General features: G+C 59.1%; 13 protein-coding genes. 7 read left to right on the plus strand and 6 right to left on the minus strand.

The window, feature by feature from the left end; all coding sequences use genetic code 11:
- The first annotated feature begins 18 nt into the window (after positions 1–18).
- Entirely contained in the window at positions 19–1,131 is a 1,113-nt protein-coding gene (locus ACQZ5Y_RS16030) for an ABC transporter ATP-binding protein (protein WP_003516776.1), read from the plus strand.
- A 146-nt stretch (positions 1,132–1,277) separates the two neighbouring features.
- Here the strand turns inward: ACQZ5Y_RS16030 and ACQZ5Y_RS16035 are convergent, their stop codons facing one another.
- Positions 1,278–1,763, minus strand: a complete 486-nt coding sequence (locus ACQZ5Y_RS16035) for a hypothetical protein (protein ID WP_013636865.1) — start codon at positions 1,761–1,763, stop codon at positions 1,278–1,280.
- A 243-nt stretch (positions 1,764–2,006) separates the two neighbouring features.
- Here ACQZ5Y_RS16035 and ACQZ5Y_RS16040 point away from each other — a divergent pair, with 243 nt between their 5' ends.
- The 6 genes from ACQZ5Y_RS16040 (at position 2,007) to ACQZ5Y_RS16065 (ending at position 9,266) form a co-directional block, all read left to right on the plus strand.
- Positions 2,007–2,870 carry a MurR/RpiR family transcriptional regulator gene (locus tag ACQZ5Y_RS16040; protein ID WP_174050075.1) on the plus strand — a complete coding sequence of 288 codons (864 nt, stop codon included), beginning with the start codon at positions 2,007–2,009 and terminating at the stop codon, positions 2,868–2,870.
- Between the two features lie 116 nt (positions 2,871–2,986).
- Positions 2,987–3,769 (plus strand): SDR family oxidoreductase, encoded by a 783-nt coding sequence (locus ACQZ5Y_RS16045; RefSeq protein WP_003516784.1) that lies wholly within the window; start codon positions 2,987–2,989, stop codon positions 3,767–3,769.
- Between the two features lie 42 nt (positions 3,770–3,811).
- Complete coding sequence (locus tag ACQZ5Y_RS16050) at positions 3,812–5,731, plus strand: beta-N-acetylhexosaminidase (protein WP_111790507.1); 1,920 nt, start codon at positions 3,812–3,814, stop codon at positions 5,729–5,731.
- Positions 5,732–5,743: 12 nt separating this feature from the next.
- Positions 5,744–7,177, plus strand: a complete 1,434-nt coding sequence (locus ACQZ5Y_RS16055; RefSeq protein ID WP_174050073.1) for a M81 family metallopeptidase — start codon at positions 5,744–5,746, stop codon at positions 7,175–7,177.
- A 63-nt stretch (positions 7,178–7,240) separates the two neighbouring features.
- Positions 7,241–8,446 (plus strand): MFS transporter, encoded by a 1,206-nt coding sequence (locus ACQZ5Y_RS16060; protein ID WP_097100908.1) that lies wholly within the window; start codon positions 7,241–7,243, stop codon positions 8,444–8,446.
- 79 nt (positions 8,447–8,525) lie between these two features.
- Positions 8,526–9,266, plus strand: coding sequence for a copper homeostasis protein CutC (locus tag ACQZ5Y_RS16065; protein WP_065663008.1), 741 nt, complete (start codon positions 8,526–8,528; stop codon positions 9,264–9,266).
- On the opposite strand, the gene ACQZ5Y_RS16070 is transcribed toward ACQZ5Y_RS16065, so the two are convergent.
- From ACQZ5Y_RS16070 to ACQZ5Y_RS16090, 5 genes are all read right to left on the minus strand, one after another.
- A complete protein-coding gene (locus ACQZ5Y_RS16070) occupies positions 9,232–10,383 on the minus strand; it encodes a glycosyltransferase family protein (protein ID WP_019566078.1) in 1,152 nt (383 codons plus the stop codon). The genes ACQZ5Y_RS16065 and ACQZ5Y_RS16070 overlap by 35 nt on opposite strands.
- Positions 10,380–11,627, minus strand: coding sequence for a glycosyltransferase family 4 protein (locus ACQZ5Y_RS16075; protein ID WP_065663009.1), 1,248 nt, complete (start codon positions 11,625–11,627; stop codon positions 10,380–10,382). The genes ACQZ5Y_RS16070 and ACQZ5Y_RS16075 overlap by 4 nt, the downstream gene beginning before the upstream one ends.
- Positions 11,628–11,670: 43 nt before the next feature.
- Complete coding sequence (locus ACQZ5Y_RS16080) at positions 11,671–12,879, minus strand: glycosyltransferase family protein (protein ID WP_003516795.1); 1,209 nt, start codon at positions 12,877–12,879, stop codon at positions 11,671–11,673.
- A 72-nt stretch (positions 12,880–12,951) separates the two neighbouring features.
- A complete protein-coding gene (locus ACQZ5Y_RS16085; protein WP_038492283.1) occupies positions 12,952–14,127 on the minus strand; it encodes an ABC transporter permease in 1,176 nt (391 codons plus the stop codon).
- The gene (locus tag ACQZ5Y_RS16090) at positions 14,124–15,122 is read right to left on the minus strand and encodes an ABC transporter permease (RefSeq protein WP_003516797.1); all 999 of its coding nucleotides are present in this window, start codon (positions 15,120–15,122) and stop codon (positions 14,124–14,126) included. The genes ACQZ5Y_RS16085 and ACQZ5Y_RS16090 overlap by 4 nt, the downstream gene beginning before the upstream one ends.

Below are 15,122 nucleotides of genomic sequence, written 5' to 3' on the forward strand. Positions count from 1 at the left end.
TGACGGGAGAGGCAAGTTTTGGGTCAGCTTTATCTCAACAACGTCCGCAAGAACTATGGACATTTCGAAGTCATCAAGGGCGTTCAGCTCGACATCAGGGATGGCGAGTTCGTCGTTTTTGTCGGTCCCTCGGGATGCGGTAAATCCACATTGCTGCGCATGATCGCCGGCCTTGAGGATATTTCCGCCGGCGACATCGTCATCAACGGCGTGAAGGTCAATGACTTGCCGCCGGTTAGACGCGGTATCGCCATGGTGTTCCAGTCCTATGCGCTCTATCCGCATATGACAGTTTTTGAAAACATCGCTTTTCCCCTCCGCGTCGAAAAGATGGAAGAGGGCAAGATCAAGGAAAAGGTCGAGGCCGTCGCCAAGATCCTGCAACTCGACCAGCGCCTGCAGCAGCGTCCCGGCATGTTGTCCGGCGGCCAGCGCCAGCGTGTAGCGATCGGCCGCGCCATCGTTCGCGAGCCGAAGATATTCCTGTTCGACGAGCCGCTTTCCAACCTTGACGCCGCACTTCGCGCCGACATGCGTATCGAGCTCACCAATCTGCATCGGACGCTGAAGGCGACGATGATCTACGTGACGCATGACCAGGTGGAAGCCATGACCATGGCCGACCGCATCGTGGTGCTGAATGCGGGCGAAATCTCTCAGGTCGGCGCGCCGCTGGAACTTTACCACAAGCCCGCAAACCTGTTCGTCGCCGGTTTCATCGGCAATCCGAAAATGAATTTCCTGAAGGTCACCTGCAAATCCGTCAGCGCCGATGGTGTGACCGTGGAGTATGAGGGCCAGACAATCACCGTGCCGGTGGAGCCGCGCGCCGGTCTTGAAGGCACGCAACTGACGCTCGGCATTCGCCCGGAACACACCGGTCTCGAAACGGCCGACCTGAATATCAAGGTCGCGCCCAGCGTTATCGAGCGGCTGGGTGTGAATACGATCGCTTATGGCGTCGCGCCCACGGGTGAAAATTATTGCGCGCTTCTTTCCGGTTCTGCGCCTGTTGTCGTCGATGAAACCATCGTCACCGGTATCAAGGCGTCGGATTGCCATCTGTTTGATGAAAGCGGCACATCGCTCGAACGGCGTGTCGATCTTTCTGTCCTCAAACTGATACAATAAAGGGCGGGAACCGGGCCATGAAATCTGTCTCGCCATGCCCGGTTTTCTGCGACGCTATCGTTTTTGAGCGGCCTTCGTCCTCCAGACGAAAAAGCAACGCCGGGCTTTCGGCCCGGCGTTCAAATCGGTCTGGCAGGTCCGCTGGATCACGGCATGGGATTGGGCATGTATCCGGTGAAACCGCTGATTTTCCAGCGGCCCTCATGCAGTCGGCAATAATAGAGCGTCTGCCATTTCATGACGTCGAAGCTGCCGTCGGCCTTGCGAAGCCCGCCGTCGAACTTCTTGCGAACCAGCGCGGTCTCACCTTCCACTTCGATTTCTTCCAGCGTGGTGGTGGTGAAGATCGCGTTGCGCGGGTCTTCAGCGAATTGCTGGGTCTGGAAATCCTGCGCCTGTCGCAGCCATTCGTCGCGATAGGCGTCAAGCGAGGGGAAGGACAGGCGCCAGTTGTCCGGGTTTGCATCCCGGTTGGCGTTGATGCCGAGAAAGCCGTCCTTTACGAAATCATCCGCGACTTTCGACCAGTCGGCAGTGAGGAAGGCGTCGATATCCCGCGTTACCAGCATGTCCCAGATGGAGTGGCGGGCGACGTCTGTTTCGGGAAAAGGGTTTTTGAATGGGTCGCGCATGATTCAGGTCCGTTGTTGAAATTATTTTCAAGATTTGGATATTTCTCTGGCGAAGATTGTTGGCATATGCTCATCTCGCAATCAACAGAGAAAATAATTTTCAAATCAAAGGTGTCCGGCGTGTCGTCAACGGGGCGAAACATGGTCGATTCATGGGTGTGTACGGTTGACGGGCGTCTCGGATTAGGGTGCATCGGAAACGGGGCCAAGCCTTAAGTTTTGGCGGAACGGAGACCGGTGAGCATGGATATTTTCGCAAAGATTCAAGACGACAGGGGACAGTTCTCGCAATCGGAGCGGCGGATCGCCCATATTCTGGTTTCGGACTTCGAGTTTGCGGTCAATGCATCGATCATCGAGCTTGCCGCCCGCGCCGAGGTTTCCCCGCCAACTGTGACGCGGTTCTGCCGCCGTCTGGGGTGCCAGAGCTTTTCGGATTTCAAGGTCAGCCTTGCCAAGACCGCTTATGTCGGCATCCGCTACCTCACCTCGGAACCGACAAGCACGGGCCCGTCGGACGTCGCCGAGGAAGTGCTTGCCAAGGCGCAGGAGGCGCTTTTCCTGCTGCACAAGACGCTCGATCCCGCCCTGGCCGACGAAGCGGCCGTCCGGATTGCCAATAGCGGCATGATCTACGCGTTTGGAGCCGGTGGTAATTCCTCGATGATCGCCTCGGAAATTCAGAACCGGCTGTTTCGCCTTGGCCTGCGCGTTTCGACCAGCGCCGATCACAGCATGCAATTGATGATGACTGCCGCTGCGCGGAAGGAAGACGTTATCATCGGATCCTCCTTTTCCGGCCGCAACATGGAATTGGTGAAGTGCTTCAGGCTGGCGCGGGAAATGGGGGTCACCACCATCGCGCTGACCCAGAGCGATACGCCCGTCGCCTTGGCCGCCGATATGGTGGTGGCCGTCAACGTGCCTGAGGGAAACAATATCTTCCGCCCAACATCATCGCGTTATGCCTATCTGGCGGCGGTTGATGTTCTGGCGACGCTAGCTGCCTATCACCACCGGCAGCGGTCGATGGTGACCCTGCGGCACATCAAGCAGCAGCTTGTGGAGCATCGTGATCCGGACGACCGGCAATTGCTGGGTGACTAGAGCATTTACAGTGAGCCCGCGTAGCGGTTTCACGCCCGGAAAATGCGTAAAAACAAAGATGTAGAGCGGCTTGACCCCAAAACCCGCTCTGGAAAGCTTCGAAGGAGTAGCATGACATGCAGGACAGGAAAGACCAGGTCGCCGTCGTAACGGGCGCGGCGGGCGACATCGGCCGGGCGATTGCCGCGGCGCTTTCTGAAAGCCACGCGAAGGTGGTGTTGGTCGATATCGATCCCGACGCCCTTTCCAATGCGCTTTCCCTGCTTTCCGGTTCCGCCTTCGTTTCGAAAACCTGCGACGTCACCGATCCGCAGGATCTTGCAAGGCTGGCCTTGGAGGTTGCGGAGCTAGGTGATGTCGCGACCCTCGTCAACAATGCCGGTGCTGCAAGGGCCGTCAGCCTGCACGACACGACCGCAGAGATATGGCGCAAGGACAATGCCCTTAACTTGGAAGCACCGTTTCTCTGCTTCAGGGCTTTCGAGGACGCGCTTAAGCGCACGCAAGGGTCTGTCATCAATATCACCTCCGTCAACGGCATGGCTGTGTTCGGCCATCCCGCCTATAGCGCGGCAAAGGCAGGCTTGATCCATCTGACGAAGCTGATCGCTGTCGAATACGGAAAATTCGGCATTCGTTCCAATGCTGTTGCTCCAGGAACCGTGCGCACGCAGGCTTGGGAAGCGCGGGCGGCAGTCAATCCTCAGGTCTTCGAGGAAGCGAAGCACTGGTATCCGTTGCAGCGCATCGTGAGGCCTGAGGATGTCGCCAACGCCGTCGCTTTTCTAGCCGGGCCACAGGCAGCGGCCATCAGCGGCGTGTGCCTGCCGGTGGATTGCGGCCTGACGGCAGGGCAGGCGCCGCTCGCCCGCACTTTCTCACAATCCGAACACTACTGACCGAAGTCCTCTCGGGCTTGAAGCACAATAAAGGGGAGCATCATGGCGCTCGCACAATTTCGTCTCGAAAACTCATGGCATCCGCTCGAAGATTCCGCATCGGGTGGCTTCACCTTCACCCTGTTCAATCTTTCCAGCGAGCCGGTGAAGGATTTCCGGATCGTCTATACGTCGCTGACGCGGACCATCGACAAGCCCGTTTGCGGCAATGCCGTCTATCTGCGCCGCAATGCCAATTTCCATGAATTTGCGCCGCCAACGGGTTTCGTGCTCGAAGCCGGGAAATCGTGGCGTTTCACCGTTGACGGCCTGCTCAGGCCTGCCCGCCATCGCACAGACGGTGCGAAATCCGCCTATATCAGCCTTGCCGACGGCACACATCGCGCGGTTGATGTCGCTGACCTGATGCTTGACGGGCGCCATAGCGAGCCGGCGCCAGCCCTGCTTCCTGAAGGAAAGCTCGATCTGCCCTTCGCCATCCAGCCCTGGCCTGCGGAAATCGATGCCGCGCCGGGCGAAGACTTTCCCGTCGCACTCTTCCCGACGGAAGAGGCAGGCAAGGAAGAAGTGCTTGCGGTGGAAACTGTTTCGTCGCTGTTCCGCAGGCTTTTTGCCGTTGGTCACGTGCCTTTCAGCCTCGCGCCTGTTCATGAGGGCAAACCGCTTCGTTTCAAGCAACATAGCGGTCTGGAAGCTGAAGGTTATCGCCTGTCTTTCTCTGATGACGCCGTCGTCGTGGAATATTCGGCCGCTGCAGGTCTGCAATACGGCCTGACTGTGCTCGCGCAATTGCTGCACGGCGCGCGCACCGATACCAAATTCCGTTTCCCGGTTTCCGGCACCATCGCCGATGCGCCGCGTTACAGCTGGCGCGGTTGCCATCTGGATGTCTCGCGACAATTCTATCCGACCGGTGATGTCGTGCGGCTGATCGACATTCTTGCATGGCTGCGCATGAACCGGTTCCATTGGCACCTGACGGATGACGAAGCTTGGCGTCTCGAAATCAAGGCTTACCCGCTGCTGACGACAGTCGGCGCGACGCGCGGCCCGGATGCGCCGCTTCTGCCGCAGCTCGGCAATGGGGCTGAGCCGGTTTCCGGTTATTACACGCAGGATGATGTTCGCATGGTCGTCGCGCATGCGGCGGCACTGAACATCGAAATCGTGCCGGAGGTCGATATTCCCGGCCACAGCACGGCGGCTCTCGTTGCCTATCCGGAGCTGACGGATGGGCAGGAAGCGCCGGACAGCTATCGCTCCGTACAGGGCTATCCCAACAATGCGCTCAATCCCGCCATCGAGCCGACCTATGAATTCCTTGGCAAGATATTCGACGAGATGGTGGAGCTTTTCCCCTCGCGGCTGATCCATATCGGCGGCGACGAGGTAGCAGATGGCTCCTGGCTTGCCTCGCCGCTTGCCAAGTCGTTGATGGAAAAGGAAGGCCTCGACGGCACCTTCGGCATTCAGTCCTATTTCATGAAACGTATTCAGGGGATGCTGCATGAGCGCGGCCGCCAGCTTGCCGGCTGGGACGAAGTTTCGCACGGCGGCGGCGTCGATCCCTCGGGAACATTGCTGATGGCCTGGCAGAAGCCGGAAGTTGGCCTGGAGCTTGCAAAGCAGGGCTATGACGTCGTGATGACGCCGGGACAGGCCTATTATCTTGACATGGTGCAGGATGAAGCCTGGCAGGAGCCGGGCGCAAGCTGGGCCGGCACCGTTCCGCCGTCGCATACATATGCTTACGAGGCAGTCGGTGAGTTCCCCGAGGAATTGAAGGAGCGAATGAAAGGCGTTCAGGCCTGCATCTGGTCCGAACATTTCCTCAATCGCGCCTATTTCAACCATCTGGTTTTCCCGAGACTGCCCGCCATTGCCGAGGCGGCGTGGACGCCGAAAGCGCAGAAGGACTGGCTGCGTTTCTCCGCCATCGTCCGCTTGAGCCCGGTCTATTGAGAGGAAGGCGAGATGCGTATTGCCGTTGGTGGAATTCATACCGAATGCAGCACCTATTCGCCGGTGCTGATGCGTCAGGAAGATTTTCGCGTCTTTCGCGGGGCGGAGTTGCTGGAAGCCGAATATTTCAATTTCCTCGGTGAAGGCGGGGCGGAGGTGTTGCCGCTTCTGCATGCGCGGGCGGTGCCGGGTGGTCCCGTGTCGCGCGCGGCCTATGATGTGTTCAAGCAGGAATTCTTGGAGCGTCTCAAGGCTTGCCTGCCGCTCGACGGGCTTTATCTCGCCATGCATGGCGCGATGAATGTCGAGGGAATGGACGATGCGGAAGGGGACTGGATTTCCAGCGCCCGCGCCGTAGTCGGACCGGATGTGATCATTTCCGCCAGCTACGACCTGCACGGCAATGTCAGCCAGTCGATCATCGACCAATTGGATATTTTCGCCGGCTACCGAACTGCGCCGCATATCGATGTGCGCGAGACGATGGTGCGGGCGTGGACTATGCTCATCAAGGCTCTGAAAACGGGCGAGAAGCCCGGTGTGGCATGGGCGAAAATCCCCGTTCTCCTGCCGGGTGAAAAAACCTCCACGGAAGATGAACCGGCCAAAAGCCTCTATGCCGTCTTGCCGGACTACGACGCGCGGCCCGGCATTTGGGATGCGAATTTCATGATCGGCTACGTCTGGGCCGATGAACCAAGGGCGACGGCCTGCGCTGTCGTGACCGGGACGGACAGAGAGGCCGCGCAGGCGGTCGCCTCGGAGATTGCGCAATCCTACTGGAATGCCCGACAGGATTTCCGTTTCGGTCCCGTGACCGAACCGCTCGAGGTCATCATGGATATTGCGGAAAAAACAACAACCGGGCCGATCATTCTGGCGGATTCCGGCGACAATCCGACCGGCGGCGGGGTGGGCGATTGCGCCGATGTTCTGGCGGCGTTGATTTCGCGCAATTGGCAGGGCGCGTTGATCGGCGGCATCACCGACAGGCCGGCGGTCGAGGCCTGTTTTGCGGCGGGCGAGGGCGCGGCGCTTTCCCTGAAGATCGGCGGCAGTCTCGATCCCGAAAGCCCTTCCATCACCGTCGAAGCCAAGGTCCTGAAACTGGACGATCCAGGTGCTTCCGATCAGCGGCAGGCGGTCGTCGTCATCGATGGCATTACCGTCATTCTGGCTGCAAGGCGCAGGCCCTATCACATGATCGCGGATTTCACCCGTCTGGGCTTCGATCCGAAGGCGGTAAGGCTGCTGGTCGTCAAGTCAGGTTATCTTTCGCCGGAGCTTGCGCCCATCGCCAATCCCAATCTCATGGCGTTGACGGAGGGGGTTATCAATCAGGATATCGAAAACCTCCCCAATCGCCGCCGGGATGGCGATTTTTACCCATGGAAACCGCATTTCAACTATATCCCGAAACCCATCCTTTCGGCCCGCTGGCGATGACAGCGGTTCGATAGCATTTCATTCAGCGATCCGGCGGTGCCGGATCATCTCAGGCGAACCTTCATGCCGTCGGCTCTTTCCATCGTTTTCAACAATCCGTCGATCCGCATCGGGGCGCTCGCCATCCTGTTCTTCGGATTTTCGAATGCCGCCACCGCCCCCTATCAGGCGGTGATCGGCATTCGCGAAATCGGGCTCAGCAACACCGTCTATTCCCTGCTGATGCTGTTTGCCGCCATCATCAATGTCAGCGCCAGCGTGCTGATGGGCATCGTTGCAGACCGGCTCGGCGAATATCGCAAACCCATGTTGCTGATCGCGCTTTTCGGCGTCAGCGGCTATCTGCTGGTTTATCTCGTTGGTAATGCCACCGCCTTCGTGACCGCGAAGCTGCTGCTCCTGCCGATTTTCGGGGCAATGAACTCTCTGATTTTCGCGCATGTGCGCGCCGATGCCCGCAATCTTTCGACGGGCGACATGATCGCCGTGAATTCGATCATGCGGGCCACGATTTCGCTTTCATGGGTGCTGGTGCCGGGCATCGTCGGTATTTTTCTGGTAAACTCCGGCAATATGCTGATGGCTTTCCTGTTCTCAGGCATTTGCGCGCTTATCTGCTTTCTGCTTGTCGCTTTCTGCCTGCCGCGCACGGCGACGCCGGCATCGGTGAACACGCAGGCACGCTTCGGTGTCCGCGCTTCACTTGCGGAAATCGGGGAGCGACGGGTGCTGCTGCGGATCATCGCCATTGCGCTCATCTGCTCGATGCTGCATCTCAATGATTCCATCCGCTCGCTCATCATAACGGGTCAGGCAAAGGGAACGGTCGCGGATATCGGTATCGTCGCTGGCATCGTTGCCGCGCTGGAAATCGTCTTCATCCTGCTGTGGGGCTGGATCGAAAAAAAGGTGCCGCAAACGCTGACCCTTGCGGCGGGAGCGGGGCTTTATGCCATCTACCTCATCCTGCAGGGGCTCGCGACGGCACCTTGGCATATCTACGCGCAGACCTTGATCAGCGCGCTCGGCGCAGCCGCCATCATTAGTATCCCGATCACCTATCTGCAGGAACTGATTGCGGATCGGCCGGGGCTTGGAAGCTCGCTGATTGCCGTCAACATCTTCCTCGGCGCGGGTTTGGGTGCGCTGATTTTTGCCGTCGGCACGCTCGTCACGAGCTATTCAGGCACTTCAATCCTGGGAGCGGTTGTGGGTCTCGGCGGCGTTTACATGCTCTACGCTCTTGATGGGAAGGGCCGCCGCAGGTAGAGCGTCGGACCGAAAAGTGTGGGCGGTTTTCGGATAAGCCGGCGCGAAAACACGGCACATTCAAAAGAAAGAGGTTACGATGATTCTCGAGATTTGCGTGGACGACGTGGCCGGTCTGGAAGCGGCGGTCAGGGGTGGGGCCGACCGAATAGAACTTTGCGCGGCATTGTCCGGTGGCGGTGTGACGCCATCTGCGGGTTTCATGCACCGGGCGGCGGCCTACGCCCTGCCGGTGAGCGTGATGATCAGGCCGCGCGCCGGGGATTTTGTGTTCACGCGCGACGAAGCCGATGTGATGAAACGCGATATCGATGCGGCGCGCGCGGCGGGGCTTTCCGGCGTGGTGCTCGGTGCCTCGCTTGGCGATGGCTCGCTCGATATTCCCCTGCTCGAAGAGCTGTGCCGCCACGCCGACGGGCTCGATATGACGCTGCACCGGGCGATCGACGTTGTTCCCGACATGGATGAAGCCTTGGAGGCCGCTATCGCGCTGGGCTTCCCGAGAATTCTGACCTCCGGGGGCGCGCGTTCGGCGCTTGAGGGCATCGAGACCTTGGCCCGATTATCCGAGCTTGCCGCCGGGCGAATTGTCATCATGCCGGGGGCCGGGGTGCGTCCACCAGTCGTGCAGACATTGCTGGACCGCTTTCCCATTACGGAGATCCACGCATCCTGTTCCGCCATTCCGTTTTACGATCCGGAAAGCCGGGTGGCGAAACTCGGTTTCACCGGCGCGGGGCGCAAGGGCACCGATGAAGAGGCCGTTCGAGAGTTAAAGGCGATCCTCACCGCTCATCAAAAAGGCGGCGCAAAGCTCTAGCCGTTCCTGCGGCGCCATCGAGATCGAGGTGGATCACGTCCGGTCCCGGCAGGGCCAATGCCGCCCTGATGGCATCGGCCATGGATTGCGCAGAGATATCCTTCTCTTCCAGAACCTGTGCCAGTCCCAGCCGCGCCAGCCGTTCGGCGCGGGCGCTCTGTTCCGTTTCGCCATCGGCCGCAAACGGGATCAGAAGCGAGCGGCATTTTGCCTGTAGAATATCGCAGACGGTGTTGTAACCGGCCTGCGAAACCGAAAGCCGCGCGCCGGCAAGCAGGCTTGCGAAATCCTTGCGGAAGCGGAAGATGGACACATTTTCGGGCGCCTGCGCCGAGATCGCATCGAAATCTGCCTGCGGCATGTTGGGGCCGGTTATGAGACACCAGCTTTTGATCTCTTCCAGCAGAGGCGATGCCTCAAGTGCGGCCCGTATAAGGGCTGCACCAACGGCACCTCCGCCAGCGGAAACGACGATATCGAACTTTTCCGCCGGTTCCGGCGATGGCAGCGGCGCGACGAGGCCGGTATAGACAACGCGCTGGCTGATTTCGCCGGCAAGGGGAAAGGTCTCCTCCAGCCGGACGAAATCCGGATCTCCGTGGACCAGCACCGCGTCGAAATGTTTCTTCACCAGCGACACGGTTTCTTCGTCCCGGCCGGGTTTGGTTTTTTCCTGCAGAATATCGCGCAGCGACGTCATGACGAGCGGGCGTGGTTCACTGTCCTCGATCTCGTGCAGAAGCGGCAGCAATTCGAAACGCACCTGCCTGCGGCCGAAGGGGAAGGCCTCTATGATGACGATATCTGGCTTTGCACCGTGATAGGCGCCGATCAGCATATCCGTTCGAAGCTTCTTGAAGTCGTCATCGACCGGTTTGCCGGAACTATCGACAAGGCCGGAAAAGCTGCCGTCGCTAACGGCGATCGGCGGCAATTCGACATGGCGGATGCCTTCGCCCGGAAAGCCGGGAACCGGGGTGCCGCCTGTCACCAGAACGACATCGAAACCATCAGCCTGAAGGGCGTTGGCAACGCGGCTGGCGCGAGCGATGTGGCCGATGCCCAGAAGGTGCTGGACGTAGAAGAAAACGGAAGGGCGCTTTTCCGTATCGGTCATGGCGTTTTTTCCCACTCGGTTTCGAACAGCGTCTTCAACTCGGCAATGCTGGTGCGGTTGTCGAAGGCGGTTCGCACACGGTTTTCCGCCGCACTACCCAGACGCTCACGCAATTGCGGATCGGTAATCGCCGTGCGCAGAGCCTCGGCGAAGGCAACCGGATTTTCGGGCTCCGTCAGCAGGCCGTTTTCACCGTCCACGAAGAATTCCGGAATGCCTGATATATTGGTGGAAATGCAGGTCAGCGCCTGGCTGGCGGCCTCGACCAGCACATTGGGAAGACCGTCTCGGTCACCATCGCTGGTGATGCGGCAGGCAAGGGCGAAGAGGTCGGCCTCGCGGTAATTCTCCAGCACCTGTTTCTGGTCCATGGCGCCGGTCCAGACGATCCTGTCGGCGATGCCAAGCTCGTCGGCGAGTTTTTTCAACCCGGCAAGTTCGTCGCCGCCACCGATATGGGTGAAACGCCAATGGATGTCCTGTGGAAGCGAGGCCAAAGCCTGCAACAGAATATCGATGCCCTTTTTCTTGACGGCCCGTCCAACACTCAAAATCCTGACCGGATCATGAGCGTCCGATCCATCTCTTTGCGGACGCGGCGTGTCGAAATGCGGGAAGCGGGTGAGATCGAGACCGTGATAGCTCAAATGCACATTCTGTTTCACGCCGGAAAGGGTGCGAAGATGCTGAAAGCCGCTTGCGGTGCAGGTCACGGCCCACCGCGCGCTTTCCAGCTTTGCGGCAAGGTCCCGGTCGCTGGAGGTCCAGATATCCTTGGCGTGAGCCGAAATCGTCCAAGGCGTGCCGGTGATAAGATGGGTATAGGCGGCGACCGAGGCGGGTGTGTGAATGAAGTGGACATGCAGCCAACCGGCATCTACAGGCCATTCGTGCGCCAGCACGGCCGCCTGCCCGAAACGGCGGAAGCGGTTGCGGCTGAGATCATGCGGCAGATCGCTGAAAAACCGACGCAGCGCCTTGGTGAAGCCTGGCTTTTTGCGGCATGCCCACAGTGCCTTCAGCACGCGGATGGGCTCGTCATGCAGATATTCCGGCAGGTAGGTCACGGGTGCGCGGATTTCATCGTGAACGGGGTGGCGTTTTTTATCCGTCGGGCGGCGCATGGACATGAGTTCCAGCGTAAGGCCAGCCTTTTCAAGCCCCAGAAGTTCCTGGGCGATGAAAGTCTCGGACAGGCGCGGATAGCCCTTGAGGAGCACCACGATTTTTTTTGTGTCGGTCACGTTGCGCGTGTCTCTTTTGAAGCGGTGATTGTCGGGGAGCCGGTCACGCCGTCAGCGTTATTGGCACCTTGTCGCCCTCGGGCGGCAGCCATTCGGCTATCCGTTTCGAAATGTTTTCCAGACCATCGAGCTTCAGGTCCTGCGAATTGACAGAAGGCGGCGCGCGATTCGGCAGCGCTTTAAGAGCTGCCGCCATTTTTGCCGGATTCTCGGCATCCTCAGGTAAAAGCATGTCGAAAAGGCCGAGCTCCGACGCGCGGCTTGCGCGGATAAGCTGCTCCTCCCTCGGCACCGTGCGCGGCACGACGAGGGCAGGCTTGTCGAACGACAATATCTCGCAGACGGTGTTGTAGCCGCCCATCGACACGACGGCCTGAGCGCCGGCGACGAGGTCTTCCATGCGGTTGTCGAATTCGATGATCTCGATGTACGGAATATCGGCAACACTGCTCATGAATCGCTGGCGCTGGTCTGCCGGCATGTAAGGGCCGAGCACCACGAGCGCCTTGTGCGTCAGTTCGCTATCATGACGGTAGGCGTTGATGACGTCATCGATCAATTCGCTGCCGTCACCGCCGCCGCCAGTGGTGATGAGAAGATAGTCGCCCTCCGGCCGGTGCGCCACGGTTTCCGCCTGCGTTTTGGAGCGTTGCAGGAAGCCGACGAAATCCATCTTGTCGCGAACGGTCTGGGGAACGTCGAGCCCCGTCAAGGGGTCGTGGAAATCCGGGGGGCCATAAATCCAGACGTGGTCATAGAACTTGCCGATCTTGGTCATCACGTCATTGCGCTTCCACTCCGCTTCAAGCAGCTGCGGTGCGTCCATGACGTCACGGAGGCCGATGACAAGCTTGGTTCCCTGTCCCTTGAGATACGCAAGCGTTTCCTCCACCTCGCCACGAAGACCCATGGGCTCCTTGTCGACGATGAAGATATCCGGCTGGAAGCTTTCGGCAGTGTGATAGATGATGGAGCGGCGCATCTTCAGTGTTTCCTGAAGATCGATATGCCGGTCCATGGAGGTGTATTCGCCGTTGCGCAGCTTGATGACGCTCGGAATTTTCACGAAATCGACACGAGCGCGATAATCGAAGGCGCCGGCAATGGTCGCACCCGAAATGATAAGCACGTTGAGGCCGCGATAATCCTCCACCAGCGCGTGAGCGATCGTGCGACAGCGCCGCAGATGTCCGAGGCCGAAGGAATCGTGGCTGTACATGAGGATGCGTGCGTCGTTCAGACGGGAGGTCATCGGCCACACCTCTTTTTGCCTTTCCCAAAAAAGGCGATGGCGGAAGAGCAGTTTATCAAGGCGTGTTCCATTTTATCTGAAGGGATCCGCAGCATCACGTAGTCCGTCACCGAAGAAATTAAAGGCCAGAATGACGAGAACAACCGGAATCGTCGGGATGAGAAGCCACGGATATAGCGCAATGACGCTGACGCTGCGCGCCTCCGTGAGCAGAATTCCCCAACTTGTGATCGGCGGCCTGAGGCCGAGACCAAGGAAGCTCAGCGCGGTTTCGCCGAGAATCATGCCCGGTATTGTCAGCGTCGCCGAGGCGATCAGATGTGACATGAAGCCGGGGATAAGGTGCCTGCCGATGATGCGCGGTGTGCCGGCGCCCATCAGTTGTGCAGCCAAAACATAGTCTTCCTCGCGCAATGCCAGCAATTTGGAGCGCACGGCGCGCGCCAGTCCCGTCCAGTCCAGCATGCCGAGAATGATGGTGATGCCAAGATAGACGAGGATCGGACTCCAGGTCACCGGCATGATTGCTGCGAGTGCGAGCCACAGCGGAATGCTCGGAATGGATTGCAGGACTTCGATGATACGCTGGACGATGAGATCGAAAGTGCCGCCGCGATAACCTGCAAGACCGCCGATCACAATGCCGAGAACGAAGCTCATGGCGACACCGAGAAGGCCGATCGTCAGCGAGATGCGCGCGCCGTAGATGATTCGCGACAGCACGTCTCGTCCAAGCCGGTCGGTGCCGAGCAGGAACAATTCACCACCTTCGGCCGGACATACGAGGTGGGTTCTAGCCTCGATCATGCCCCAGAAATGATAGGTATCGCCCTTGCAGAAGAAACGCAGCGGCTGGATATCCGTCGGCACATCCCGGTAGACACGCCGCAGATTGTCCATGTCGAGCGTCATTTCCCGACCATAGACGAAAGGCCCGACAAATTTTCCGTCATTGAAAAGGTGAATGGCCTGGGGTGGGGCGTAGATATGCTCGATATTGCGGGTGTGAAGATTGTAAGGCGCGAGGAACTCGCTGATCAGGATCGAAAGATAAAGCACCACCAGAAAGGCGCCGGACCAGACGGCGATCTTGTGCTGGCGGAACTGCCACCACATGAGCCGCAGCTGCGACGCCTTGCTGAAGGCCGCCATTCCGGACGTATTGGGTTCGATGAGCGACGGGTCGAACGGCGCCGTCGAAACGTAGTGGGGCAGTGCTTCGCCGGATGTCGGGATGGATGAAGTCATTTGACGTTACCACCTCCGAAGCGGATTCTCGGGTCAAGTATGGCAAGGGCGATATCCGACACAAGAACGCCGATCACCGTGAGGAAAGCAAGGAACATCAGGAAGGAGCCGGCCAAGTACATGTCCTGGCTTTGCAGCGCCCGGATGAGCATCGGACCGGTTGTTTCGAGCGACAGCACGACGGCGGTGATTTCCGCGCCTGATATGATGGCGGGCAGGATCGAGCCGATGTCCGAGATGAAGAAATTCAGCGCCATGCGCAGCGGGTATTTGATCAGCACCTTGAAAGGGTGAAGCCCCTTGGCGCGGGCGGTTACGACATATTGTTTCTGCAACTCGTCCAAGAGGTTGGCGCGCAGGCGGCGGATCATGCCGGCCGTGCCCGCCGTTCCGATGATGAGGACGGGTATCCAGATATGTTCGAGAATCGATTTGAACTTTGGCCAGCTCATCGCCTGGTTCAGATATTCCCGATCCATCAGATGGCCGATGGAGATGCCGAACCAGATATTGGCGAAATACATCAGGATCAGCGCCAGCATGAAGTTGGGGATGGCGATGCCAAGCAGACCGAGGAAGGTCAGGCCGTAGTCGCCCCAGCTATATTTGTGCGTGGCGGAGTAGATGCCGATCGGGAAGGCAAGAATCCAGGTGACGATGATGGTGACGAAGGACACCAGAACGGTCAACCACAGACGGTCTCCCACGACCTCGTTTACCGGGAGCTGATATTCGAAAGAATAACCGAAATCGCCAACCAGCATGCCGGTTGCCCAGCGGAAGTAACGGATCGGCGCCGGCTGGTCGAAGCCATAGCGGACGCGCAACTCCTCGATTTCGGCAAGGTTTGCGGTCTCGCCCATGGCTCGCAGTTCGGCGACGTAGCTTTCGAAATAATCGCCCGGCGGCAATTCGATGATGGTGAAGACCAGCATCGAGATCAGGATCAGCGTGGGGATCATGACGAGGATGCGCTTGAGAATATACCGCAGCAT

The organism is Agrobacterium sp. A3-95 (genome assembly GCF_053521785.1).